Source organism: Sphingomonas sp., assembly GCF_041661825.1.
Classification (GTDB): Bacteria; Pseudomonadota; Alphaproteobacteria; order Sphingomonadales; family Sphingomonadaceae; genus Sphingomonas.
Map to the genome: position 1 here is coordinate 1,080,101 of NZ_JBAZTU010000001.1, position 24,269 is coordinate 1,104,369.

A 24,269-nucleotide genomic window follows, 5' to 3' on the forward strand; every position below is an offset into this window, starting at 1 on the left:
GCCATGCGGGCCGCAGTCATTGCGTCGGCGGCGCATTGAGCGCCGCGGGCTTGGGCCGATGCTTGCGCCCGAGGTCAAGAGCCTCGCGCAAGGCGCGGATATGAAACGGCTCCTCGTTACCAGCCTGGTCGCGCGAATAGTCGCAGTCCCAATAACGCAGATGCGTGAGCATGCGCCGCTTGCGATCCTGGGTCGTGGATTTGGCTTCATCCAGAGCGCATGGCAGCACGGCAATGTCGCGGATGCCGCTCAGTGGCGTTCCCGTTTTGCGCGTGAGGCCGAACTGGTGGCCCACCGGCCCCGAAACGATGTCGCCGACCAGGACCCCGCGCAGCGGCGAGTAAATGTTGGTCCAGCGCGTATAAGCGAAGAGCGCCGCATGGTGCGGCATGCGTGGGGCCGCGGGATCGTGGGAATCGCCTTCGTCATCCACCCCGCGGGTCCTGTACGTGAAATGCAGGAGGTCGGTCTTCTGGTCGAATTCGAGCGTCGGCGGACAAGTCGGAAGGATGCGCTTCTCCTTGTTGACCTCCAGCGCGGCCCGATCCGCCGCCAGGAGAAACTCGGCGTGCGTCAGCGGCGAGCCCAGCGATATGAAATCGCTGACGATCCAGGGATTGCCGATCGCGCCGAGCTCGTTGCGGCAAGCATCCTGCAGCGCGCCGTAGGCCTCGATAGAGAAATCCTTGTCAGGGTCGGCATAGGCGTCACGCAACAATTCTTCGAGCGCCACGCGATTGTCCTGCTTGATACCTTTGACTTTGGTGGGGTCGAGCCGTGTGTTGTGGCGGCCAAAGGCGTGGGTCAGGATGTCATAGGCGACGATCGTGCCGAGCGAGTGCCCGACGACAATGATCCTATCATACTCCGTGCGCCCCGGCTGGCCATTCTCGTCGATCCCCATCAGGGTCTCGAGGAGCTGAACGCCGTTCTCTCGAATGGATTGCCGGATAGCAATGTTCTTGGGGGTCGCTTGGACATAGCGCACGACATCCCCGGCGACATCGACCATGATCGTGAGAGCCCAGCCCAGGGCCAGTCCGACTGCGCCCCACACGACCGCGATGAGCCATTTCGGCCAGGCCTGGACCCAGGTCGCCAGCAGGAGCGTGCCGTGGGCCGGCTCGAACGAAACGGCTTCGGGGTGGATCACGTCCTTGCTCACCGCCATTCCGGCAATCAGGGAAGCATACAGGAACAGGAAAAAGACCAGCCACAGGGCGCACCATGCCGGCAGCACGCCTTTCGGGACTTTGGTGAAGGGATTGCGTAGCATCAACCCGAACAGCCAGGCTCGAACCTGCTCCCAGGTCGTCCCGGTGACCCTATGCGCCCAGTAATATTCGAAGAAATCGACGCGGCGACCATTTTCGTCGGATTCGGTCGTGATCAGCTGCAGCTCGAAGCTGCGGTTGCGCGCATCGGGCTTGCTCCACGAGGCATTTTTGAAGCGCTTTTCGCCGGTGTTGGGATCGGGCTTGTCTTTGCGCGTAAGCGACAGATCACGGGTCCAGACTGCGTCGACGAAGCCATTGAGCGTTTCCATCGGGACCTGTTCGCCGATCCCGTGGATGATCAGGACCGCCGTTTTCTTCGCCATCCAGATTCCCCTTTTTTTGACGAGTCGGACGCTTTTGCAGGTTGTACACAGGGTGTAATCTGCTCGCCCACCCGTTCTTTCGCGGGAACGCGGACGATGCAGCACAGAAAAGCATCAGGGATTCAGCTTTTTAACCTGACGGAAAAATCAAAGAACTGGGGTCGGTATTGTCAAGTGCATGTCAAACTCGAAGAAAATATCTCCCGCATGGCCGTAAAAATCAACCGGTATTGCGCTACAACCTCACGGATCGGGTACCGTTAACTGTTTCCCGAATCCTGCCGCATCAAATCGGCCGCGTCGCCGGCTCCAGGGCGAGGTTCTCCCGCGCTGCAGCACGGCTCGCCCGGATGCTGTCCGAGGCATAGACTGCCAGCCCGACCCAGATCAGCGCGAAGGCGGCAAGATCGTGCGGGCGCAGATGCTCGCCGAACACGAAAATGGCGATCAGGAATTGCAGGGTCGGCGCGATATATTGGAGCAGGCCGAGCGCCGCATAAGGCATGCGCCGCGCGGCCCCGGCAAAGAGCAGCAATGGTGCTGCGGTGACGGCGCCGGCCACGACCAGCAGCAGATCGGTCGCCATCTCGCGGCCGAACGCGCCCTCGCCGCCGCCATGCGCGACCAGCAACAGGCCAAGCGCGAACGGCGCGAGCAGAATCGTTTCGATCAGCAACCCGCCCAGCGCATCGATCGCCACGACCTTACGGATCAGGCCATAGGTACCGAAGCTCAGCGCGAGCACCAGCGAGATCCAGATGCTGCTGCCGTTGGACAGCGCCATGACCAGCACGCCCGCCGCCGCCAGCGCGATCGCCACCCACTGGATGCGCCGCACCCGCTCACCCAGCACCGCCACGCCGAGCGCGACATTGACCAGCGGATTGATGAAATAGCCGAGGCTCGCGTCGAGCACATGGGCGTTCTGCACCGCCCAGATATAGACCAGCCAGTTGACCGCGATCAGGAAGGCGCTGGCCGTCAGCATCAGCAGGGTACGCTTCGTCACCGCTGCCAGGATCGTCCGGACCCGCCCGAACAGCACCACGACGACGACGAGCATCAGCACCGACCACAGGATGCGGTGTGCCACGACCTGTCCCGCCGGCACATGCTGCAACAGCTTCAGATAGAGCGGCAGCACACCCCACAGGACATAAGCCGCCACGCCCAGGATCGCGCCGGTGCCTGCGGGGGTCAATGCGGGACGGGACGGTGCGCTGTCGGTCACGATTCTGCCTGAGCCCGGGCGTAGTGCCGCGGGCGGAATGGAAATGGGGAGATGGTCGCCATCGAAGACGGTGGCAACCCGCCCGACCCGCAATTTTCCTTGGGGCCGCGATTGCCCCGTTATCGACCGGCCCGTCCGACGGACGGAACGGCGGCACCTATCGTAGCGACAGCCGCGAACGCCTGGGCCGCCCGGCCGTCGTCGAGGAAGAAGCAAGCGCCGCGGCGCGGTTGCGTTCCGCCAGCAAGGCCGCGATCTCGGCGCCTTCATAGCGGAAGGGCGGCTTGCACCGCTCGGGAAAGGATATCCGCATCCGTGGGATGTCGCCGGCAAAACCCGCCGCGATGGTATCGAGCACCCGGGTCAACGATCCCTGCGCGACGACCTCGAGATCGCCGCTTGCCCTGTCGCAGTCGCGCGGGCGCATCGCCGCGACCGCATCCTCATTCCATGAAATGTCCATATGTGCGCCTCTCCTTGTCGATGAAGCATCGGCGCGCGGGAACGGAGGCGCAATGATCTACGTCAATGCCGGGAGGGTGAAGTCGCCGCGACGATTCAGGCTCGAGCCATCAGGCGATAAAGGCGATCAGCCCGGCCCAAAGCGCGATCGAGACGGCAATCAGGATCAGAAAGGCTATACCGCCCGGGAATCTGTTCTGTTCGCGGAACAGATCGTGCGGCGGCGTCCGCATTACTTTGCCCATCTTGGCGACCTTCTGAAAACCTGCTCTCCAGTCAATCAATGCATGAGAGTCACGCGAGTTCCACCAGGACTCATTCCGGCCCTTCCCGGTGCATGCGCGGCACGACTTCGAGGATCGAATCCCCCGCCTGGAGATGCCCCGCCTCGATCTCCCAGAAGCCGAAGGCGCTGTCGCCGCGATAGATGCGCACGCCGAGCCCGGTCCCGATCTGCGCGAGCGGCCGGCCCACTTCGTCTGCCGTCACGGGGCGTTCGTGCAGCGCGACGCGGCCGTCGGCGGCGGCGAGATCCGCCATATAGTCGGCGATATGCGGCCCGTGCGTCGATCCGGCGAGCAGCAGCCCGGCAAAGCTCGCCGGGTTGATCACCGTGGTGGCGCCGGCCTGCTTCGCCAGCGCCTCATTGTCCTCGGACCGGATGATGACGCTGATCGGCACGTCGGGCGCGAGGCGGCGTGCGGTCAGCACGATCAGGATCGAGGTGTCGTCGCGCCCGGCCGAAATGATGATCGCCCGGGCCTTGTCGATCTTGACCGCTTCCAGCGTCGCGTTGCGGGTCGCGTCGCCCTCGAGCACCGTCGCACCGCATTCCTCGGCGAGGCGGAGCGCGGCGGCGCGCTCGTCGATCACCACGATGGTCTCGGCCGGCTTGCCGCGCCGAATTAGCTCGCACACTGCCTCCGCGCCGCTGGTACCGTATCCGGCCACGACGGTGTGGCCGCCCAGATGCCGCTGGATAACGCTCATACGCCACTTCTCCCAGACGCGCTTGAGGAGGAAATCATAGGCCGTGCCAAGGAAGATCAGCCACACGAACAGCCGCACCGGCGTGACCACGAAGGTGTCGAACATCCGTGCCTGCGGCGTGACCGGCACGATATCGCCATAGCCGACCGTGGTGATGGTGATCATGGTGAAATAGAGCACATCGGCAAAGGTGACATGGCCGTCGATATTGTCGCGCAGGCCGTCCCGGTCGAACCAGTGGACCGACAGCGCGATCCCGATCAGCCCGAGCGCGAGCAGCACACGCCAGACGAGCGACAGCCAGATCGGCGTCCGGCTCTTGCGGTGCAGGGTGAGGAAGCTGTCCTTTGGGGCGGGGCCGGGGATCATCACGCCGTGTAACGCGTCGGCACGGGAAGAAGAAGCACCCGTCCATTCGATAGCCCCTTCCCCGGCGTAGGCCGGGGTCCAGTTGGGGGACGAGCGTGGCTGGCGCTGCGCCCCTTACCATGGCCTTTCCAACTGGACCCCGGCCTTTGCCGGGGAAGGAAGCAGGGATCGGAAAGCCCCTAACTCCGTCTAACCGGTGCGGCCGCCAGCGACGCCGCGATCGCGGCGCGCAATGGCTTGGCGCGGTAATCGGCATCATAGGGGCATGGCCGCTTCGGCAATTTGTCCGTCCGCGGCGTATTTTCCTGCAGCCAGGAATAGCGATCGACCATGCCCCATAGCATCAGGGTGTGGAGCTGAGTGAAGGACAGACTGATATCCAGGAATCGCCGCGCGAACGCCGCGACGGCCGCATCGCGCGCCGGGATCGCGGCAGGCAGATAGCGGTCGTTCACGTCGAACTCGCTGATGATCAGCTTGTAGCCCATGCCCGTCGCCGCTTCGAGGAAGCCGCGCCAGATCCGCTCGCGCCCGGCGATCGCCGCGGGCGACGCGTCCTCCGGCACGCTGACATGCCCCTGCAGCCCCAGCGTATCGACCGGCACCCCGCGCTTGCGGAACCCCTCGAGCAGGCGAAGCACGCCGGCGCGGTGCTTCTCGCCGTCGGGCTCCCAGCTCATGAAGTCGTTATAGACCAGCTCCGCTTCGGGCGCCTCGGCGCGCGCGGTACGGAAGGCGAGATCGACCACGGCCTCCCCGCTGCCCATCGCCTTCGAGAAGCGTGTCTCGCGCATCAGCCCGCTATCCTGGTCGATCGTCTCATTGACCACGTCATAGGAGGTGATGCGGCGGCGATAGCGGCGCAGATCGTCCGGATATGCGTCTGGAGCATCTCCGCCACCCGCGCGTCGGGCTTTGGGCCGAAATCATAGTCGGCCAGCCATGCCGGGAACTGGTCGGTGCGGTGCCACAGCAGCGTGTGCCCGCGGATCTGCAGCCTGTGCTGCTCCGCCCAGTCGAAGATCTGGTCGCACTTGCTGAAATCGAAGCTGTCGGGGCCGGGACGCATATAGCGCCATTTCAGTTCGTTCTGCGGCACGATGACACCGCATTGCGCCTCGACGATCGCGCGATATTGCGGGTCCTCGAACGAGCGCACGCGCATGCCGATGGTCGACCCGAAACGCAGGCCCTTGCGCCGCGCCCTTGCGTCCAGCCCGACCGGGGCGGGCGCCGCATGGAGCGCCGGGGCGACCGCCAGTGCCGCAGCGCCGGCGATGATCTCTCGTCTGGACGGCGTCATCGATCTTTCCTCAGTCTGTCGGGCCCGGATGACCGATCTGGCCAGATCGCGACGGCTGCGCAACGCGCCATGCCGAGAAATAACCATTTCGGCGCAATCGCGGAACCATCCGGATCGACCCAAGTTGCCGTCGCATGGCGGGCAGGCATTTGTATCAGGTATTCCGTGCCTACACGGTTCCCGGAGGGGCGCCTCACGTCGCCTGGACCTGGCAGCGCATCGACCATGCCGGCGCGCCGATGGCGCTTGGCGCGCTCTACGGCACCCTGCATGAATGCTTCGCCGCGCTGAAGCGCAACCGCGCCGAGCTGGGCGACGCCCCGGTCCGCATCGATCTTGCCGGTGCCAGCGTCGAAGACGCGTCGTCCGTGGTTGCGGTCGCGATGGGCGAGCGCAACGTGACGATCACCAGCACCGATCCCGATCCTTCGCCGGAATTCGCCTGAACCCCGCACAGCCGCGATATATATCGCCGATTTGGCGCTTTCCGATGTTCCCGTTTTGATCTAGTTTCGGGACATGAGCCGATTCGCCCCAGACCTCGCCCCAGCCGATCTCGCCCCCGTCATCCTGGCGGCACCCGCCTGGGCGCGCATCGGCATCACCGTCCGCGATCCGCGGCTCCGCGCACGGGCGGCGGAAACGCTCGCCAGGTCGATCCTCGACGAGCTGGACGCCGACGCGCCGGCGCGCGACGCGAACCAGCTTTCGCTCGGCCTGTAGTCACCGCCGCGACAAGCGGAGGAACGCCAGGCGGTTCCGTCCGTTATGGTTCAAGGTCTCATGAAAGAGCCCGGCGCGCCCGCGAAAGCCTCCGCGCACTTCCCTTGGTCAATGGAGAGCAAGATGGGTCTGATTATACTCTTGATCGTCGGCGGCGTGATTGGCTGGCTCGCCAGCATGATCATGCGCACCGACGCGCAGCAGGGCGTGTTCCTGAACGTCGTGGTCGGCATCATCGGCGCGGTTCTGGCGGGCTTCATCCTGTCGCCGCTGTTCGGCGTGCCGCCGATCACCAGCGGCGGCTACAGCATCGCAACGATCCTCGTGTCGCTGCTCGGTGCGGTCGTGCTGCTCGCGATCGTCAACCTGGTACGTCGCGGATCGGTTCGCTAACCGGTCCTCACGTCCCCGGTCCTCACGTCCAATGCGCGGGGCGGCTTCGGCCGCCCCGTTTGCGTTCAACTGCCCAGCAGCCAGATACGCCCGGCATGGAAGAACAGCAGCGCGGAAAGCGCGGCCGAACAGCCGAAACAGACATGGCCGACATGAACCAGGATCGGCGGATTGGGCCGCTGCAGCTTGTGGTTGCGGCTTGCGCCCGACAGCACGAAGCTGGTCAGCAGGCCATAGGCAAAGGCGATCGCACCGAACATGATTTTCCCGCTCTGATTGAACCGCGGGCCCCCGCCCGGGTCGTGAGGCGTCAATCATAGCAGGGTGAGGTTATCAAGCGGTTGCGGCGCGCGCGCTCGGCAAAGCGCGGCACGGGCACGACGGTGCGCTTGCGCAACGAAGGAAATGGAAAAACCAGGCCGGAGGATGCTGTCCGATCCGGCCTGGTTTTTACCCCCGACATGGTTGTGAGCCCATTGCGGTTGCGGGCCTATACGTTTCGAAACTCAAACAGTTCCAGCCCCTTCCATCGATTTGGTCGCAAAATCGTCGCCATGGAGGATGTTTCTCCCCTCACAGGGGTTGGCACGGTTCATGCTGAGCAATGCCCGATGTGGAAACGATCCGTCCTGAAACTGGCCCTGCTCTGCGCCGTCGCGCTCGCGATCCGCGCCGCCCCGACGCCGCGCATCAGCGCGGGGCTCGAGCTTTACTCGCTTCGCATGGCGCTTTCGATGGGCGGGCCGCCCGTCCATTTGCGGACAGGCGCGTCCGAAAGCGGACAGTCGCACGACATCAGCCTGACCATCGACATGGGGAACGATCGATGACGGGCGGGCACAAGGGGGGGAAGGACGATGTGGCGTAACTATCTGATCGTCGGCCTGCGCGCGCTGGGCCGGAACCGGGCCTATGCCGCGATCAACATCGCCGGCCTCGCCATCGGCCTCGCCGCCTGCGTCCTGATCCTGCTCTATGTCCGGTACGAGCGGAGCTATGACAGCTGGATGAAGGACGCCGACCGCGCCTTCCAGTTCCAGACCTATTATGCCGCGACCGACAAGGGCGGGGAGGAGATGTACCTCCAGCTCGGCTCGATCGTCTCGGGCCGTGCGCTGGCCAAGGATTTCCCGCAGGTCGAGAAGGTCGTGTGGGTCCGCTCCTTCTCCCCCGTGGTCATCCAGGGTGGCCAGGCCTCGGACGTCGGCGACCTGCGCATGGTCGACGGCAATATCTTCGACATCCTGCAGGTGCCGTTCGTGCGCGGCGATCCGCGGAGTGCGCTGAACGACGCCCATTCGGTGGTGCTGAGCGAGAGCGAGGCGACCCGCCGCTATGGCGACGAGAACCCGCTCGGCAGGACGCTGACCATCGTCGACAATGCCGGCGACGTGGATTACCGCGTGACCGGCGTGTTCAAGGACATCCCGAAGAACAGCAGCTTCTCCGCGAAGATGGTCGCGCGCTTCGATCTCGGCGTCCAGTTCGCCGACCGGATGCAGCAAGTGACTGACTGGGGATCCCAGCAGGGCTGGAATTACGTGAAGCTCCGCCCCGGCGCGAGCGCGGCGGCGATCAACGCGCAGCTCCCCGCCTGGGAAAAGCGCAATATCCCCGACAGCGTGACCAATGGCGAGCGCACCAACGAGGGCGATGCGCAGGATTACCATCTGACCAACATCCGCGACGTGCATCTCGGCAAGGCGCAGCGCGTCAACATGACGCCCGGCAACGATGCCGGCACCGTCACCACCTTCGCGGTGATCGCGCTGCTGGTGCTCGGCATGGCGTGCATCAACTTCACCAACCTCGCCACCGCCCGTGCCTCGCAACGTGCCCGCGAAGTCGCGCTGCGCAAGGTGCTCGGCGCGCGCCGCAGCCAGCTCATCACGCAGTTCATGGGCGAGTCCATCCTGGTGACGACCATTGCCATGGTCATCGCGCTGGCCGCGGTCGAGCTGCTGCTGCCCTGGTTCAACGGCTTCCTCGATGCGGACATGAAGCTGCGCTATCTCGGCCTGGACGGCGTGCTGCTGCCCAGCATCGCGCTGGTGCTGCTGGTCGGCACGATCGGCGGCCTTTACCCGGCGTTCTACCTTTCGCGTTTCGAGCCGGCGAAGATCCTGAAGGCCAACAAGTCCTCCGCCGATGCGGCAGGATCGGGCCGGCTGCGCAGCGTGCTGGTGATCGGCCAGTTCGCCGTCTCGATCGCGCTGATCGTCTGCACCACCGTGATCTATACCCAGACGATTTTCGCCCGGACGATGGATGCGGGCTACCGGCGCGACGGCCTGATCCAGGTCGGCAATCTCAGCTACAAGGGCGTGACGCTGCCGATGTCGCAAACCCTGATCGAGCAGATCCGCCGGGTTCCCGGCGTCGAGGCGGCCGCGCGCACCCAGATCGCGGTCGCGCCGAACGGCAATTCCATGTCCACCTTCTACCTGCCCGGCACGGCGCGTTCCGTCTCGCTCGGCCTGTACGGGATCGAGACCGGCTTCTTCCAGACCATGGGCATGAAGATACTCGCCGGCCGCGATTTCTCCGACAGCCAGGGCCGCGACGATGCGACCACGCCTTTCCCGGTCGTTCCGGATGCCGAGCGGGCGCTGGTCGCGCGCGGGCTGAACGTTGTGGTGTCGGAGGCGGCCGCGCAGCGCCTCGGCTTCCGCACCCCGCAGGATGCGATCGGCAAGCAGCTGAGCGGCGCGATCACGCTCGACGAATATGGGCTGGTGCCGGTTACCATCGTCGGCGTGGTCACCGACGCACGCTTCCGCTCGTTGCGCGAACCGATCCAGCCGACCGTCTATATCATGCAGCGGACCGGCTTCGCGCAGATCGCGGTGCGCTTCGCCGGCGTCACGCCGAGCGAGATCCGCGACCGGCTCGACCGGGTCTGGCACCGCGTGGTGCCGGCCGTGCCCTTCTCGGCCGACTTCGCCGATGATCTGGTGCGCCGCCAATATCAGCAGGAAAGCGCCCGCGGGCAGCTCTTCGCCGCCTTCGCCCTGCTTGCGGTGATCATCGGGGCGCTCGGCCTGTTCGGCCTCGCCGCCTTCACTGCCGAGCGGCGCACCAAGGAGATCGGCATCCGCAAGGTGCTGGGCGCCCGCACCCGCGACATCCTGCGCCTGCTGGTGTGGCAGTTCACCCGGCCGGTGCTGATCGCCAACCTGATCGCCTGGCCGGTCGCCTGGTGGCTGATGCGCGACTGGCTCAACGGCTTCGACACGCGGATCGCGCTGACCCCGGTGCCGTTCCTGCTGGCCGGGGTGCTGGCGCTGGCCGTCGCCATGGCGACGATCGCCAGCCACGCCTGGCGCGTCGCGCAGACCAGCCCGATCACGGCGCTGCGATATGAGTGAGGGCGCGCACCGCCAGTTCACTGCTGTCCCCCGACTGAGTCCCGGCCTTCGCCGGGAAGCGCCCGGCCCAGGGCTTTCGCGGGACGGTCAGGCTTCATACATGGTGGTCAGCTAAATATTCCGCAGTCGGCCGGCACCTCGGCCGCATGGACGAAGAGGCAGGATGTTTCCCGATCCTGGCGCCAACGCGCCGCTCTATCTGTTGCTCGCCGGGCTGCTGATCGCGGCGGTGATCGGGCGGCGCATGCCGCTGGTACGGACCTTGACCACGCTCGTCATCTGGGGCGTGCTGGGCGGGCTGGTGGTGATGCTGGTGCGCGATCGCGGGCGCTTCGATCCCTATCTCACCAAGGCGGCCGCGTTTCTCCAGGCCGACAAGCAGGAAGTGGTCGGCAAGGAAGTGCGCATCCGCATGGCGAATGACGGGCATTTCTGGGTCCATGCGCGCATCGGCGGGGTCGAGCGGCGCATGCTGGTCGACAGCGGCGCGACGGTGACCGCTCTCTCGGCCGAGACCGCGGCCGAGGCAGGGATCGAGGTGGACGAATCCCCCTTCCCGATCGTGCTGCGCACCGCCAACGGCACCGTCAACGCGCAGACCGGCACGATCCGCGAACTGCGCTTCGGCACGATCGTCGCGCGCGAGCTTGCCGTGGTCGTCTCGCCCGCGTTCGGCGACACCGACGTGATCGGCATGAACTTCCTGTCGCGGCTCAAATCCTGGCGGGTCGAGGGCAAGACGCTGATCCTCGAACCGAACCACCCCCAGCCGGTGAAGCCCGACACGGCCTGACGCCGCGTGCGAACAATCACTTTGGCATCGCCCGGCAAGCGCCATAGGAAGGCGCAGAAACCACCGGACAGGATGACCGATGATCGTACGCGCCGCCCTTGCTTCTGCCCTGATCGTCGCAGCCACGCCGGCCGCCGCGTCCGACTATGTCGTGATCCGCAAGGAGATTCTGGTCGATCGCTCGGCCGATGCGGTGTGGAAACGGGTCGGCAGCTATTGCGCGATCGCCGAATGGCTCAAGCTGAAATGCGAGATCGTCTCCGGCACCGGCGATGTCGGCACGATCCGCCGCCTCAACGACGCCACGCTGGAGCCGATGGTCGCCAGCACTGCGCACTCCTACACCTACAGCCAGACGGCGGGCGGCATGGCGGGCTTTGCCTATAACGGCACGCTCGCGGTGGAGCCGGCCGGCACCGGCAAGTCGCGCATCGTCTACACGCTGATCTACGACGCCGCGCTGATGCCCTCGGACGAGGTGCGCAAGGCCCAGTTCGACCGCATCAACCCACGCTTCCAGGGCGCGATCGAGACGATGAAGGCGCTGGCCGAGGCGGAGAAATAGGCATCACGCCATCGCCATCGCGCCCGGACCGAACACCATCCACAAGGCCATCGCGACCATCATCGCATTCTCGGTCAGCGAGACGAAGCCGAGCGGCACCTTGCTGTCCCCGCCGACGCAGGCGCATTTGATGTCGCGCTTGTCGATATAGACCGCCTTGAACACCGACACCGCACCGATGCCACCGATGAACAGCGCGATCGGCGCCGACAGCCACGTCAGCGCGCCCGACACCATCAGCACGCCAGCCAGTCCCTCGGCATAGGGGTAGATCGTCCCGTACGGCACCCAGCGCTTCGCCAGCAGATCGTAATTGAGGAACATCGCCGAGAAGCGCTCGACATCCTGCAGTTTGAGCAGCGCCAGCACGCACATGCTGAAGGCGATGAACCACTCGCCGGCGCGGATCGTGAAGGGCGTGCCGAGCACGGCCTGGCTCGCCGCCAGCGCCATCAGCGCGGTCATCGCGAACAGCACGATCACCGGGCGATAGCTGACCGCATTCGGATCGCGCACTGGCTTGCCGAAGAAACGGCGCAGATCGTCATAGCCGCCGATCCGCTTGCCATCGATGAAGGTCTGCGGCGTGGTCTTCACCTCGTGCTCCGCCTTGAACGCGTCGGTCTCCTCACGCGTCCGCAGCCAGCGGTCGTCCACGTCATAGCCCTGCCGGCGGAGCAGGTCCTTCGCCTTCAACCCCCAGGGGCAGACATGCTCCGGCATGACCATGCGGTAGAGGATGGCCATCCTGGCCGGGCGGGTCGTCATCATGCATCTCCTGCGCCCTTGCTCGCGGGCGGACCCGGCCCATATGGGGTCCGGACCATAGTACGGAGTCAAGCGGTGGCGGAAATGACGATCGCGGGGCTGGCGCGCGAAGGCAGTGTGGGCGTGGAGACGGTGCGCTATTATCAGCGCCGCGGCCTGATCGACGAGCCCGCACGGAGCGGCGGATCAGGCCTGGCCGGCGGCATCCGCCGCTATGGCGCGGATCATGTGCGGCGCCTGCGCTTCATCCGATCGGCGCAGGGCGCCGGGTTCACGCTGGAGGAGATCGGCGAGCTGCTCGCGCTCGACGCCACCGAGGACCGCGACCGCGCCCGCCGGCTGGCGACGGAAAGACTCGCCGCACTGGACGAGAAGATCGCCGAGCTGGAACTCGCCCGCACTGCGCTCAAGCGGCTCGCGCATGCCTGCGACGCCAGTGCCAGCGGCCCCTGCCCGATCCTCGACGCCTTCGACCGCGCCTAGCCTAGGAGGAGAACTCGATCATTCGCGCCGGCATATGCCGACACGGCCCGAGATGGCCGCGCGGCCGGGTGCACAGGCTTTCGCCCGGACCGGATCCGGCGGCCCGCAGGCAGGTGGAACCTGGACGCAATCTGAAGGCCGCAGGAACGGCCGCTACAGCGTAGTTCATCGCTTCCCCTTTTCGCTTTCGCGTCTGCGTCAACGGCGGCACCGCCACCGTGTTCCGGCCCCGAAACGGAATCCTGTGGACAAGTCGACAAGCCGTCCGGATTCCAGCGTGTTGCGGTTTCGAAAAAATGGCGGCCGACCCGGGCCGCCACCGGTCAGAAGGGCGAAGCGCCGATATATTTGAGCAGACCAAGCACCGCGATCAGCACGGCGATGGCGATGATGATGTTGGCGACATTGATGCTGCTCTTTGCGACGACGACTTTCTCGTCGCTGTTGATCTCGGCCATGACTCTACTCCCATGAGGTTTCGTCTTCGAAACTACCGACCTCAACGCGCCATCGACCGCGCCGTTCCTGTCGGGTGGAAGCAGGGGACCGCAGCTATTGCCCGTCGGCGGCCGGATCCAGGATACGGCGCATATGCGCATCGGGCAGCGGGAACTGGAACTCCACGCCGAACCGCTGTTCCTTCGCCCAGACGATCCGCGCCGAGAGCGTCACGTCGCAGCATTGCAGCGCGAGATAGGATCCGACGGGCAGCGCATCGGCGCAATAGAGCCGCGCGCCGCGCGCGGAGACGTCGAGGATATGCGCGCGCCGCTTCGCACCCTCGCAATCGATCGAGGCAGGCTGGAACGTCTTGAAGCGCGGCGCGAGACGCGCGTGAGCTCCGTCCTTGTCCTTGCTGGATTGCGCCATATGCCCCTCGCCGATTCCGGCCTCCATGACGACTTCCCGCGCGAAGGTCCCGAGGGAATGATCCCTAACGCCGCGGCAACATCGATTGGGTACCCGATCCGGGTCACCTGCAGGGAAGAGGACGCGGGCCCCTTGGCGCCAGTTCACGACGCATCCTGCACCCGATTGTTGCAGCGGCGCGTCTTGCCGCCTAGGGCGACAGGCACGAACGACACCGGTGGCAATGGAGATATCCACTACCCGCGTCGATCTGCGGGTTATAGGGAGTCGCCGTAAGTGGAGTTGTTGAAGCCAAGCGTATTGGGGCGCTTGAGGTGCATGTTCGGGAAGCATCGGCCGGATCGGTACGGTGCACGCAAGGTTTCCGGGGTTTGGCGCTCGAATTGCGTGGACTGCGAACGCGCGATGGCGAAGGTCGACGGCAACTGGCGCCGCTTCAAGCGCTAGGCCCACCCGCCAAAATCTTGTCATCTGGCCTCATCGCCAGGAGGAGAGCGCATCGACGGTGCGCCGGAATCCCGCCGCCAGCGACCCCGCCCGGGCGCGCAACAGCGCGCGGCGGCCTGCCGCGCTGCGCGTGAAGACGAGCGTCGCCCGGCCGACATGCGCCTTCCAGCGCGCTGCGAAATCCTCCGCCAGTTCCTTGCGCTGGGCGAGCACCGTCGGCACCGCATGGAAATCGACGCGCAGCCGCCGGCCGAGCCAACTCCCCCGTACGAGCAGATAGCGCGGGTTCTGGACCGGCCCGATGATCTCGGCCAGCGCGTCCAGGAACAGGCGTTCGCTCACCCGGTCCGCACCGTGCAGGGTCACCAGCCGCTCCCCCTTCACGGTGCGCTCGACGACGATCTCGCAATTGCCCGACCACTCATCGAGCAGTTGCGCATTTTCCAGGCTTTCGAGCAGGGCCAGCCCGACCTCGTTCAGGCTCCGCTCGAGCGACCCGTTGCGGACGAGCAGCCAGGCCGCCTTGCCCAGCTTGGGCAGCGCATATAGCAGGGTGAGCCCGGCAAACCCCATCACCAGGGTGCCGAAGTCGCCGCTGAACGACCGCAGTGCGCTGCCGGCGGAGAATGCCGCGCCGCCAAGGCCGGTCAGCACCAGATATTCCAGCGTATCGACGACCGCGAGCAGGCGCGGCGCATAACGCGGGCGGACGACCTGCCGCATCGTCCGCCCGGATTCGACCCCGCCGATCGCACTGCGCCAGCGCGCTGCGACGGCGCCGCGATCGGACGCCGCCGCCAGCGTGTCAGCGTCGAGCGCGACGATCGCATCGGCATCCCATACCCGTCCGGCCAGGTCGAGCCGCTCGATCCCGCTTTCGATCGCGTCATTGCCGCGATGGCCGATCCCGGCAAAGGCGCGGAAACGGCGCTTCATCAGGTCCATGTCGGGCCCCAGGCTGCGCCCGATCGGGTCGCCGGGCGGCACATCGGCCGTCCAGTCGAAGCGTCGGCGTCCCTCGGCGACGATCCCCGGCGCATCGGGCACGACCGTTGCGAGATGCCAGATATTCGCGACCTTCGCAGGGTCCGCCGGATCCGTGCGGATCGCCCGGCCACGCATCTGGTTCGACATCATGTAGGAACCGACATTGCTCGCCAGCACCAGCGTGTTGATCGACGGCGCGTCCCATCCCTCGCCGAGCAGCGCCTGAGTCCCGGTCAGCAGCGTGACCGCGCCCGCCGCAAACATCCGCGTCACGATCGCGACGATGCGGTGCCCGTCGGCGCCGGCGATCCGCACGCGCACATAGCCGGGGCATCCCGCCAGCGGCATGGTGCGCACCGCCGCTGCATCGACGCCGCACCATCTGGCCGCCTCGGCCAGCGCCTCCAGCGCATCCTCCGGCACGATCACCAGCGAGCCGCTGACCACGCCGAGCCGCGCGGGAACCCCGGCAAGCCGCATCGTGTCGAAGATCGAGGCGACGCCCAGCTTGGCAGGCGTCGGCCGAAGCCCGTTGCCGCGCGGCAGATCGCTTTCGCGCACCAGGTCGATCAGCACGACCATGCGCAGCCGGTCGCCCAGCGCGGCCGCTTCGCTTCGCGCGATCGCGACGATGCTGTCCAGCTTGGCGATGCTGTTGGCCATCAGCGAGAACAGTGCCCCGCCCTCGGCAATCCGTACCCGCCCGCCCTCGATCGCGCCGAGCCGTTGCAGGTCCGCCTTCAACGCCCCGAACCACGGACAGGAATCGAAGGCATCGCGGTGCGCGAAGACCATTCCGTCGAGTAGCGCTTCCATCCAGCGCGGCGACAGCCGGGGCATGTCGCCGCGCCGGACGCCGAGCAGCGCAAGCGGCGCCGGCGGTACGCGCCGCCCCGCGGCGTGCAGGAAGATCAGCATTGCCGAGAGGAATTCCGGCGCGTCGAGGATATCCTCCTCATAGCCCTCCGGATCCCCGATCCAGCCATGCTCCGCCAGGCTATCGGCGAAACCGGGATCGGCAAGCAGGCGCTCGAACAATAATGTCAGCCCCGCGCGGCGGGCCGCGACACGCTCTTCCTCGGGTGCGGTGGCGACCGAGATGTGGAGATAATCCTGGTGCGGGCAGAGATCGCCGTGCCGTACCAGTTCCGGCACCGATATCTCGGCATCGATCGGGCCGCATAGCTCCTCGTAGCGGCGCCACTCGGCCCATTCCACATCATAAGGCGGCGTCGCGGTCAGCGCGACGAGGACCGGCTTGTCGAGCGCGCCGACCAGATCCTGCAGCGCCCGCCACCATTCGCGCCGGAGATGATGCGCCTCGTCGAGGATGATCGTGACGGGGCCCATCGCCGACAGGGTCCGCACCAGCGCGGCAAAGGCGGAGGCCTCGCGCGGCGGCCCTTCACGCGAGTCGGGCGTAGCGGTATCGGCCGTTTCGAGCGACGCTTCGCCCTCGACCTCTGCCTCGTCCCGGCCGGCCCAGATCGCATGCAGAGCCTGATAGGTGCAGACGGTCAGCAGGCCGGGCGCGGCCAGCGAAAGCGATACCCAGTCGGGCGCCGCCGGCCGATCGGGCAGGAAGGAACCGCACATCCGGTCGACCCATTGGCCGCGGATGATGTTCGTCGGCGCGAGCACCAGCGTCGGCCGGCCGATCCGGCCCATCACCTCCAGCCCCAGCACCGTCTTGCCCGATCCGGGCGCGGCCACGACATGAAGCCGCCCGTCCGCCAGCCGAGCGTCCACATCGGCGAGGATGCGTGCCTGATAGTCGCGCCAGGCGCCGGTGAACTGCAGCTCAGCGATCATTCGCCACCCTTGTCGCCGCTGTCACCGTCCGGGGCAAGCGACGGCGGGCCGTCGCTACCGCCGCACGCCGAACCGGTAGATCGTCGTCGACCGGAAGGCCTCGCCGGGCCGCAGCACGGTCGAAGGGAAGGCGGGCTGGTTCGGACTGTCGGGATAATGCTGCGTCTCGAGCGCGAACCCGGCACCCTGGCGCAGCATGCGGCCACCGCGCGCTGCCTGTTTCCCGTTGAAGTGATTGGCGGTGTAGAGCTGCACGCCGGGCTGGGTCGTGCGCATCTCCAGGGTGCGGCCGCTCGCCGGATCCCAGGCGCGGGCGCCGACGGGCAGCGGATCGCCCGCCGGCTTGGTCAGCACGAAATTATGGTCGAAGCCATTGCCGAGCAGCATTTGCGGGTCGTTCGAGGCGACGCGGTCGCCGATCCGGGTGAGCGTGCGCAGGTCGAACGGCGTGCCGGCGACGGCGCGGATCTCGCCGATCGCATTGCGCTTGTCGTCGACCACCGCGAAGCTGTCCGCGACGATCTGGATCTGCTGGTCGTCGACACTGCCGGCCCGGTCGCCGCCCAGGTTGAAATAGCTGTGATTGGTCAGGTTCACCACGGTCGGTTTGGTCGTCGTCGCGACATAGTCGATCCGCACGGCATCGTCCGCGCCCAGACTATAGGTCACCGCGACGTCCATCGCGCCGGGAAAGCCATTCTCCCCGTCGGCGCTGTGATAGCGCAGCGTGATGCTGCGGCAGCCGGCGGTGCTGCACGGCTCCGCCTTCCACACCTTCGACGAGAAACCCTTGCGCCCGCCATGCGAGACGATCGCGGTCGGATCGGGCGACAGCGGATACCGCACACCGTCGATCGAGAAGCCGCCATGCGAGATGCGGTTGGCATAGCGCCCGATCACCGAACCGACGGTCGGCGAGGCCTCGTACGCCGCGACGTCGGGCAGCGCGATCACGACATTGGCGATATGCCCCGCCCGGTCGCGCACGCTGATCTCGTCGATCGTCGCGCCCAGGGTCAGCACGCCCAGCCGCGTGCCGCGCGCGTTGCGCAGGACATAGCGATCGACCTTCTGGCCGTCCGCAGTCGCGCCGAAATCGCTGCGCTCGGGACCCATCGGCGCCGGCGCGGCGCACAGCAGGAACGGGGCGAGCAGGACGACGAACAGATGCTTCGCTGGAATCAAGACGACCTCCCCTTTTGCCCTCTTCTTAACCCGGCCGGCGATCGACACCAATCGGATAGGCCGGGCGGTTTTGCACCGATCCGGTTGCGTTAAAATCTGATAATAGCGCGCCGGGATACATGTTGCTATATTGTACGCACACATTTTATAATGTATGCAAGATACGTTGATGGCGACCAAGTGACGTCATCGGCTCAATAATAAACGACGCGACTCCCGCTTGCCCGCTGGAGGACGCCCATCGGGGAGAGAGAAAATATGATTTCTGCCAAGAATCGAGTCGTGACCCGTCGCCTGGCGCTGCTCGCTGCGACGATGCTCGCCGGCACTGCCGCGCCCGCCTTCGCGCAAAGCGCCGCCGATCCCGCCGCGCAGGACACGCCCGCCCCCGCCGACCAGGCGCCTGAAGCCGGCGGCACCGACATCGTCGTCACCGGATCGCGTATCCAGAACGGCAACAACCAGCCGACCCCGGTTACGGTGGTCAGCACCCAGCTGCTCCAGGCGACCACGCCGACCAGCATTCCGGACGGCCTCAACAAGCTCCCCGCGTTCAATTCGACCTCGACGCCCAACAATGCGGTCAACGCCAATGGCCGCGGCTTCGGCACCCCGGGCAACTTCCTCAACTTGCGCGCGCTCGGCCCGATCCGCACCCTGATCCTGCAGGACGGTAACCGCGTTCCCGGCACCTTCTTCGACACCACCGTCGACACCAACATGCTGCCGCAGTTGCTCATCTCGCGCGTGGAGGTGGTCACCGGCGGCGCCTCGGCCGTTTACGGGTCCGACGCGGTAACCGGTGTCGTCAACTTCATCACCGACAATAAATATGTCGGCATCAAGGGCCTGCTGCAGACCGGCATCTCGGATTATGGCGATGCCTTTTCGGTGCGCGGCGGTGCTGCCTGGGGTACGAAGATCGGCGATCGCGGGCATCTCGAGCTCAGCGCCGAATATTACAAGCGCAACGGCATCGATGACACCGCCAGCCGCCCCTATGGCAATCTCTATCCGGCGATCGTCGGCGCGGGCACGACGGCGAGCCCCTATACGATCGTCTACAATGCGCGACAGAGCAACGCGGCGGCGGGCGGCCTCGTCCGCACCGGCCCGTTCGCGGGCATGCAGTTCCTCCCCGACGGCTCGCTCGGCGCATTCAATCCGGGCACCGCGACGGCGACCGCCAATGCCGCGGTTGGCGGCGATGGCGGCTATGTCCATAATGAATGGCTGCTCTACAACTTCAAATCGGCTCAGGCGTTCGGCCGGTTCGACTATGAATTCACTGACACGATCAAGGGTTACGTCTCGGCGCGCTATGCTCAGAACCGCTCGTTCGGCGCCAGCCAGATCTACACCAACATCACCAATGCGACGGCCGGCTCCCCGAACAATTCGGCCGGCTCCTATCCACTATGGATCTATAGCGGCAACGCCTTCCTGACGGCGGCGCAGCAGACCGCGCTGACCAACAGCAACACCACCAGCTTCGCGATCAACCGCTTCGACAGCGATCTGATGAAGGACCTGGCGCTCGAGACGCGGATCAACTCCTTTTCGGCGACCGCTGGGCTCGAAGGCGGGCTGTTCGCCGATTTCGCCTGGGACGCGCATTACACGCACGGCTTCAACCGCACGCGGCTGACCTCGCTCAACAACGTCAACAGCATGAACTTCTATGCCGCGGTCGATGCGGTGCGCGATCCGGCGACCAACAACATCGTCTGCCGCGTCAGCATCACGGCGCCGGGCGCGTTCCCGGGCTGCGTGCCGATCAACCTGTTCGGCGACGGCCGCGCGTCGCAGGCGGCGAAGGACTTCATCTTCGAGGATACGTCGTGGAGCGCGCGCAACACGCTCGACGATTTCGGCCTCAACATCACCGGCACGGCGTTCGAGGGCTGGGCCGGACCGGTCAAGGTCGCGGTCAGCGGCGCCTATCGCCGTGCCGGGCTGCGCGTGACGACCAGCGTGCCGGACAACAGCTTCAACCCGCAGAATCTGCGCCTCGGACCGGCGGGCAATTCCCTGCCGGCTTCCTATCCCGGATCCAACCTTGCGCATTTCAAGGAAGTCCAGTCGGGCGCGATCGGCAGTGAGGACATTTACGAAGGCAATCTGGAGGTCAACTTCCCGCTGCTGAAGGACGTGCCGCTGGTCGAGCTGCTCGCGTTCAACGGCGCCTATCGCTACGCCCGCTACGACGCGGTCGGCAACGGCAATGTGAAGGCGCATTTCGCGTCCAACACCTGGAAGCTCGGCCTCGAATGGAAGGTCAGCGAGGACTTCAAGGTGCGCGCTACCCGCTCGCGCGACTTCCGCGCGCCGACCTTGTGGGATCTCTACCAGGCGCAGGTCATCTCGGCCTCGGGCGTCACCGATCCGCTGACCGGCGTCGCGGCGCAGCTCAACACGCTGGCGGGCGGCAACCCGAACCTCGAGCCCGAGGTCGCGCAGAACTTCACCGCGGGCGCGGTGCTCACCCCGCGCTTCATGCCCGGGTTCAGCCTGTCGTTCGATTATTTCCATGTGAAGATCGACAATGCGATCGGCGCGGTCGCGGGCACCAACCCGATCGTCCAGTCGCTCTGCCTCGCGTCCGACGGGTCGTCGCCCTATTGCGCGCTGCTGGTCCGGCCGATCTCGTACAACGACACCTCGCCGGCCAATTTCCCGACGCTCAACATCTCGCTCAGCCAGAATATCGCGCGGATCGAGGCAAAGGGCTTCGACGTCGAGGCAAACTACACCACTGCCTTGCTGAGCGGGCGGCTCAACCTGCGCGCGCTCTGGACTCACCAGCCCACGCTGACCACGGAGACGATCCCCGGCGCAGTCATCACCAACGCCGCCGGCACCGAGACTCAGCCGCGCGACAAGGTGAACTTCACGGTCAATTACCGCATCGGCCGGTTCGGCTTCGACTTCCTCGAACGCTTCGCCTCATCGATCAAATGGAGCGGCAACCCGACCCAGGTGTTCGCCATCCCCAATGTGCCGGCCTATTTCCAGAGCGACCTGAACCTGTCCTACGATCTCGGGTCGGATTCGCAGGTGACGACCTTCGTCAACGTCGCCAATGTCTTCAATGCCAAGGGCGGCATCTACCAGACCTCCGGCTTCACCGGCAGCATCGGCCTTCGGTATCCGAACGTGGCCTATGCCGACGCGATCGGCCGCTATTTCACCGCTGGCGTGCGCTTCAAATTCTGACAGCGCCCCGCGGCACCTGGACGGCGTCCGGCATTGCCGGACGCCGTTCCATTTTCGGCCGGATTCAGCATATGGCCGAAACGGTTAGAATATAAGGCTATTTTAGCGAGGGTTAATCGGTTCGTTACCGCGATTGGTCACACTGTCTCAAAGAGAGAAGAGGAGGGAAAGCATCAACGGCCATGTGTAGCGTTGCACCGGCCTCCATCTCTTTCGAGGGATTGCTGAAATGGCTCGAACTCTTTGGCCTAGACTTGGGTCGCCGCGATCCTGGCGCCGATCTACGCGAAGAATGTTTATACTATTCATTCCCGTTTCATTGCCGTTGTGGATAGTCGCGCTACTAGTGAAAAATACACTGATAGCTCTCGACTATGTCGCTCAGTTTGTATGGAAGTTCTGGAGCGACCCACCCAAGCACCGCGTGCGCTATTATGCCGAAAGCGCCCCGCGCGCGCGGAACAAGGATGCGAGAATGACGCTCAAGCGTGGCACTGGAGAGCGGTTCTTCGAGGCCTGAGGGCAGATCGTGTTGGCGGGTGTACGGCTGCGAATCCCGGGGTTCGGTGGCCACCGGAATTCCGGAATTCGCAGACACGCATCGTGACCGGCTTGATCAGGAAATTGGTCCGCAAAACCGCTGTCGCAGCCCTCGGTCCAACCATACCACCGTAAAACGGGCGACCCCGAACTCGGCTGGTTGAGCCCTCATAGAATCCCTTTCGCCGCGTCCGTAAACTAGGTGCTTTTACGGTAATTGCCCGAGTCGAGCCCTGCCAAACTCCGGGGATTCCCTGTAGTTGCGGTGACGATGGCCGATGCCGGGACGGCGTTAACCATAGCGAGTCGTTTTCCCGTTTCGCCGCCCCGCCGGCACCAGCCGCTGCATCCGCCGCCCCTGCACTTCCGCGACATACAGCACCCCCTTGCTGTCGGTCGCGATCAGGTGCGGGCCGATGAATTGGCCGGGCGCGGTGCCCTTGCCGCCGATCGTGCCGATCGTCGCGAGCGTCGCCCGGTCGAGCACCAGCACCGCCGAATTGCCCCAGTCGGCGACGTACAGATAGCGCTGCTTCGCATCGGCGGAGAAGGCGATGCCGGACGCGGTCTGCGGCGAGGCCATGTTGCGGTCGACAAAGCCCTGCTTCACGAACCGCCCGGCGCGCGTGAACACCTGGATCCGCTGGTTGTTGCGGTCGGAGACATAGACCAGCCCGTCGCGCGACAGCTCGACGCCGTGCACCCCGCTAAAGCCTTGCGGCCCCGCCCCGCTCTCGGGCGTGAAGGGCGCCCCCACCGCGCGCAGCGCTGGCGCAGCCTCGGCCGGCGGCGGCTTGCCGAAGGCACTCCACATCCGCTTGAACCCGCCGGTCTCGCTGTCGAAGACGATTACCCGGCGGTTGACATAGCCGTCGGCGATATAGGTCTCCTGCGCGGCGTCATCCACGACAATGTCGGCCGGCGCGTGCAGGTTCGCGGTGTCGAGATCGCCCTTGCTTGCCCCGCGCTTGCCGATCTGGCGGATCAGCGTCCCGTCATTGGCGAACTCGAGCAGCATGTCGTCGCCCGCCGCCGGGTCGGTCCGGGAATTGCCCGCGATCCACACCCGCCCGCTTTTGTCGACCGCGATGCTGTGCTCGATCGCCGGCCATTCCCAGGCGCTCGAAGGCCCGCCGAAGCCGCGCAGATACTTGCCCGCCCGGTCGAACAGCAGCACCGGCGGCGCGGCATATGGCTGATCCTCCCTGGCCAGGCTGCGCGGCCGGTGCAGCACCCATAGCTGGTCATGGGAATCGACCGCGACCGCAGTGATCTCGCCCAGCCTCATCGCGGGCGGCAGCTTCAGCCATTGGGTATCGGCATGGAAGGTCGGCACCGGCGGGGGCGACGCGGCCGACAGCGACAGCGCGCCGAGCATCGCACAGGGGACGATCCACCACCGTCGCATCTCTCTCTCCCTCGCTCTTCCGGCGCCCCGCGGGTATAGGCGGACCGCCCGCGCTTTACGAGGCAGTGCCGACCCAGCCGCGAAAGGCGAGGCCGGCATAGAACAGCTCGACATCGCTGAAGCCGGCCTCGCGGAGGAGCGCCTCGTCCTGCTCCGGCGACAGCACGGGCAAGCGCTCCATGATGGCCGCGGCCGATGCCGAAGCCTGTGTCGGGTCGAGGCCGGAGGAAGCGGCAAAGGCCGCCGATCGCGCGAGCCAGCGCATGCCTTCGTCCTGCGGAAAGCTGTAATGCGCCATCACGAACCGCGCGTCCGGTTTCAGCCGCTGTCGCACTGCCCGCAAGGTGCGGCTTCGCTCGTCCGCCGCAAGGAAGTGAAGCGTCAACAGGCACGCCGCCCCGTCGAACGGCCCCGCCGGCGCGTCGTCGATATAGCCTTGCAGCAGCGCGACGCGGGACGCGAGCGGCCCCAGGGCGACGCGCGCGAGATCGAGCATCGCCGCGGACGGGTCCACGCCCAGCAACCGCCAGTCCGGCCGACCTTGCGCAAACACCGTCAACTCCAGGCCACCGCCGGCGCCGAGCACGAGGATGTCCGCCGCACCGGGCGCCGCTTCCGACAGGAGCAGCATCGCCATGCGCTGAAGGTCAGCGAAACCGGGCACCTTGCGCGGCGGCCCTTCCGCATAGCGCGCGACCGCCGCCGGATCAGTGAAGGGCTGCGCCAGGCGATCGTCATGCTTCATGTAACTTCACA

Annotated in this window: 23 protein-coding genes and 1 pseudogene; 10 read left to right on the plus strand and 14 right to left on the minus strand. The window is 66.0% G+C overall.

What is annotated here, in order from left to right; translation table 11 throughout:
- Positions 1–16 precede the first annotated feature (16 nt).
- From WC729_RS04925 to WC729_RS04950, 6 genes and pseudogenes are all read right to left on the minus strand, one after another.
- Complete coding sequence (locus WC729_RS04925; protein WP_372850118.1) at positions 17–1,600, minus strand: hypothetical protein; 1,584 nt, start codon at positions 1,598–1,600, stop codon at positions 17–19.
- 286 nt (positions 1,601–1,886) lie between these two features.
- Positions 1,887–2,831, minus strand: coding sequence for an EamA family transporter RarD (rarD, locus tag WC729_RS04930; RefSeq protein WP_372850120.1), 945 nt, complete (start codon positions 2,829–2,831; stop codon positions 1,887–1,889).
- Between the two features lie 157 nt (positions 2,832–2,988).
- Entirely contained in the window at positions 2,989–3,294 is a 306-nt protein-coding gene (locus WC729_RS04935) for a hypothetical protein (protein WP_372850122.1), read from the minus strand.
- A 109-nt stretch (positions 3,295–3,403) separates the two neighbouring features.
- Positions 3,404–3,538 carry a hypothetical protein gene (locus WC729_RS04940; RefSeq protein WP_372850124.1) on the minus strand — a complete coding sequence of 45 codons (135 nt, stop codon included), beginning with the start codon at positions 3,536–3,538 and terminating at the stop codon, positions 3,404–3,406.
- 70 nt (positions 3,539–3,608) lie between these two features.
- A complete protein-coding gene (locus WC729_RS04945; protein ID WP_372850126.1) occupies positions 3,609–4,652 on the minus strand; it encodes a TrkA family potassium uptake protein in 1,044 nt (347 codons plus the stop codon).
- A 179-nt stretch (positions 4,653–4,831) separates the two neighbouring features.
- Positions 4,832–6,042 (minus strand): annotated as a pseudogene (locus WC729_RS04950) (endo-1,4-beta-xylanase).
- 62 nt (positions 6,043–6,104) lie between these two features.
- On the opposite strand from WC729_RS04950, the gene WC729_RS04955 reads away from it, so the two are divergent.
- The 3 genes from WC729_RS04955 to WC729_RS04965 all read left to right on the plus strand — a co-directional run bounded on the left by WC729_RS04955 (position 6,105) and on the right by WC729_RS04965 (position 7,071).
- Entirely contained in the window at positions 6,105–6,401 is a 297-nt protein-coding gene (locus tag WC729_RS04955) for a hypothetical protein (protein ID WP_372850128.1), read from the plus strand.
- A 73-nt stretch (positions 6,402–6,474) separates the two neighbouring features.
- Positions 6,475–6,678: a DUF6771 family protein gene (locus WC729_RS04960; protein WP_372850130.1), complete on the plus strand. Its 204-nt coding sequence runs from the start codon at positions 6,475–6,477 to the stop codon at positions 6,676–6,678.
- A gap of 123 nt (positions 6,679–6,801) precedes the next feature.
- A complete protein-coding gene (locus WC729_RS04965; RefSeq protein WP_372850132.1) occupies positions 6,802–7,071 on the plus strand; it encodes a GlsB/YeaQ/YmgE family stress response membrane protein in 270 nt (89 codons plus the stop codon).
- Between the two features lie 65 nt (positions 7,072–7,136).
- Here the strand turns inward: WC729_RS04965 and WC729_RS04970 are convergent, their stop codons facing one another.
- A complete protein-coding gene (locus tag WC729_RS04970; protein WP_372850134.1) occupies positions 7,137–7,331 on the minus strand; it encodes a hypothetical protein in 195 nt (64 codons plus the stop codon).
- 81 nt (positions 7,332–7,412) lie between these two features.
- Here WC729_RS04970 and WC729_RS04975 point away from each other — a divergent pair, with 81 nt between their 5' ends.
- From WC729_RS04975 to WC729_RS04990, 4 genes are all read left to right on the plus strand, one after another.
- Positions 7,413–7,901: a hypothetical protein gene (locus tag WC729_RS04975; protein WP_372850136.1), complete on the plus strand. Its 489-nt coding sequence runs from the start codon at positions 7,413–7,415 to the stop codon at positions 7,899–7,901.
- A gap of 27 nt (positions 7,902–7,928) precedes the next feature.
- Positions 7,929–10,439: an ABC transporter permease gene (locus WC729_RS04980; protein ID WP_372850138.1), complete on the plus strand. Its 2,511-nt coding sequence runs from the start codon at positions 7,929–7,931 to the stop codon at positions 10,437–10,439.
- Positions 10,440–10,602: 163 nt separating this feature from the next.
- Positions 10,603–11,232 carry a TIGR02281 family clan AA aspartic protease gene (locus WC729_RS04985; protein WP_372850140.1) on the plus strand — a complete coding sequence of 210 codons (630 nt, stop codon included), beginning with the start codon at positions 10,603–10,605 and terminating at the stop codon, positions 11,230–11,232.
- A 79-nt stretch (positions 11,233–11,311) separates the two neighbouring features.
- Complete coding sequence (locus WC729_RS04990; RefSeq protein ID WP_372850142.1) at positions 11,312–11,797, plus strand: SRPBCC family protein; 486 nt, start codon at positions 11,312–11,314, stop codon at positions 11,795–11,797.
- A 3-nt stretch (positions 11,798–11,800) separates the two neighbouring features.
- Here the strand turns inward: WC729_RS04990 and WC729_RS04995 are convergent, their stop codons facing one another.
- Complete coding sequence (locus tag WC729_RS04995; protein WP_372850144.1) at positions 11,801–12,565, minus strand: MauE/DoxX family redox-associated membrane protein; 765 nt, start codon at positions 12,563–12,565, stop codon at positions 11,801–11,803.
- Positions 12,566–12,649: 84 nt separating this feature from the next.
- Between WC729_RS04995 and WC729_RS05000 the strand changes: the two genes are divergently transcribed.
- Complete coding sequence (locus tag WC729_RS05000) at positions 12,650–13,048, plus strand: MerR family DNA-binding protein (RefSeq protein ID WP_372851015.1); 399 nt, start codon at positions 12,650–12,652, stop codon at positions 13,046–13,048.
- A gap of 323 nt (positions 13,049–13,371) precedes the next feature.
- Here the strand turns inward: WC729_RS05000 and WC729_RS05005 are convergent, their stop codons facing one another.
- From WC729_RS05005 to WC729_RS05020, 4 genes are all read right to left on the minus strand, one after another.
- Positions 13,372–13,506, minus strand: coding sequence for a hypothetical protein (locus WC729_RS05005; protein WP_272624978.1), 135 nt, complete (start codon positions 13,504–13,506; stop codon positions 13,372–13,374).
- Positions 13,507–13,600: 94 nt separating this feature from the next.
- Entirely contained in the window at positions 13,601–13,945 is a 345-nt protein-coding gene (locus tag WC729_RS05010) for a PilZ domain-containing protein (protein WP_372850147.1), read from the minus strand.
- Positions 13,946–14,395: 450 nt separating this feature from the next.
- Entirely contained in the window at positions 14,396–17,164 is a 2,769-nt protein-coding gene (locus tag WC729_RS05015; protein WP_372850149.1) for a DEAD/DEAH box helicase family protein, read from the minus strand.
- Positions 17,165–17,218: 54 nt separating this feature from the next.
- Positions 17,219–18,349 (minus strand): aldose epimerase family protein, encoded by a 1,131-nt coding sequence (locus tag WC729_RS05020; RefSeq protein WP_372850151.1) that lies wholly within the window; start codon positions 18,347–18,349, stop codon positions 17,219–17,221.
- 282 nt (positions 18,350–18,631) lie between these two features.
- On the opposite strand from WC729_RS05020, the gene WC729_RS05025 reads away from it, so the two are divergent.
- Together WC729_RS05025 and WC729_RS05030 are read left to right on the plus strand one after the other, a co-directional pair.
- Positions 18,632–21,565, plus strand: coding sequence for a TonB-dependent receptor plug domain-containing protein (locus tag WC729_RS05025; RefSeq protein ID WP_372850153.1), 2,934 nt, complete (start codon positions 18,632–18,634; stop codon positions 21,563–21,565).
- A 346-nt stretch (positions 21,566–21,911) separates the two neighbouring features.
- Positions 21,912–22,085: a hypothetical protein gene (locus WC729_RS05030; RefSeq protein WP_372850155.1), complete on the plus strand. Its 174-nt coding sequence runs from the start codon at positions 21,912–21,914 to the stop codon at positions 22,083–22,085.
- A 312-nt stretch (positions 22,086–22,397) separates the two neighbouring features.
- On the opposite strand, the gene WC729_RS05035 is transcribed toward WC729_RS05030, so the two are convergent.
- Both WC729_RS05035 and WC729_RS05040 read right to left on the minus strand, forming a co-directional pair.
- Positions 22,398–23,513 carry a hypothetical protein gene (locus WC729_RS05035; RefSeq protein ID WP_372850157.1) on the minus strand — a complete coding sequence of 372 codons (1,116 nt, stop codon included), beginning with the start codon at positions 23,511–23,513 and terminating at the stop codon, positions 22,398–22,400.
- Positions 23,514–23,568: 55 nt separating this feature from the next.
- On the minus strand, positions 23,569–24,258 hold the full coding sequence (locus WC729_RS05040; RefSeq protein ID WP_372850159.1) for a class I SAM-dependent methyltransferase: 690 nt from the start codon (positions 24,256–24,258) through the stop codon (positions 23,569–23,571).
- Between the last annotated feature and the right edge of the window lie 11 nt (positions 24,259–24,269).

What these genes read in the sequence shown, in the direction of transcription:
- WC729_RS04925 (WP_372850118.1), bottom strand. Translation starts at nt 1,600, where the DNA reads ATGGCGAAGAAAACGGCGGTCCTGATCATCCACGGGATCGGCGAACAG.
- WC729_RS04935 (WP_372850122.1), bottom strand. Translation starts at nt 3,294, where the DNA reads ATGGACATTTCATGGAATGAGGATGCGGTCGCGGCGATGCGCCCGCGC.
- WC729_RS04940 (WP_372850124.1), bottom strand. Translation starts at nt 3,538, where the DNA reads ATGGGCAAAGTAATGCGGACGCCGCCGCACGATCTGTTCCGCGAACAG.
- WC729_RS04945 (WP_372850126.1), bottom strand. Translation starts at nt 4,652, where the DNA reads ATGATCCCCGGCCCCGCCCCAAAGGACAGCTTCCTCACCCTGCACCGC.
- WC729_RS04960 (WP_372850130.1), top strand. Translation starts at nt 6,475, where the DNA reads ATGAGCCGATTCGCCCCAGACCTCGCCCCAGCCGATCTCGCCCCCGTC.
- WC729_RS04965 (WP_372850132.1), top strand. Translation starts at nt 6,802, where the DNA reads ATGGGTCTGATTATACTCTTGATCGTCGGCGGCGTGATTGGCTGGCTC.
- WC729_RS04970 (WP_372850134.1), bottom strand. Translation starts at nt 7,331, where the DNA reads ATGTTCGGTGCGATCGCCTTTGCCTATGGCCTGCTGACCAGCTTCGTG.
- WC729_RS04980 (WP_372850138.1), top strand. Translation starts at nt 7,929, where the DNA reads ATGTGGCGTAACTATCTGATCGTCGGCCTGCGCGCGCTGGGCCGGAAC.
- WC729_RS04985 (WP_372850140.1), top strand. Translation starts at nt 10,603, where the DNA reads ATGTTTCCCGATCCTGGCGCCAACGCGCCGCTCTATCTGTTGCTCGCC.
- WC729_RS04990 (WP_372850142.1), top strand. Translation starts at nt 11,312, where the DNA reads ATGATCGTACGCGCCGCCCTTGCTTCTGCCCTGATCGTCGCAGCCACG.
- WC729_RS04995 (WP_372850144.1), bottom strand. Translation starts at nt 12,565, where the DNA reads ATGACGACCCGCCCGGCCAGGATGGCCATCCTCTACCGCATGGTCATG.
- WC729_RS05000 (WP_372851015.1), top strand. Translation starts at nt 12,650, where the DNA reads ATGACGATCGCGGGGCTGGCGCGCGAAGGCAGTGTGGGCGTGGAGACG.
- WC729_RS05005 (WP_272624978.1), bottom strand. Translation starts at nt 13,506, where the DNA reads ATGGCCGAGATCAACAGCGACGAGAAAGTCGTCGTCGCAAAGAGCAGC.
- WC729_RS05010 (WP_372850147.1), bottom strand. Translation starts at nt 13,945, where the DNA reads ATGGAGGCCGGAATCGGCGAGGGGCATATGGCGCAATCCAGCAAGGAC.
- WC729_RS05015 (WP_372850149.1), bottom strand. Translation starts at nt 17,164, where the DNA reads ATGATCGCTGAGCTGCAGTTCACCGGCGCCTGGCGCGACTATCAGGCA.
- WC729_RS05035 (WP_372850157.1), bottom strand. Translation starts at nt 23,513, where the DNA reads ATGCGACGGTGGTGGATCGTCCCCTGTGCGATGCTCGGCGCGCTGTCG.
- WC729_RS05040 (WP_372850159.1), bottom strand. Translation starts at nt 24,258, where the DNA reads ATGAAGCATGACGATCGCCTGGCGCAGCCCTTCACTGATCCGGCGGCG.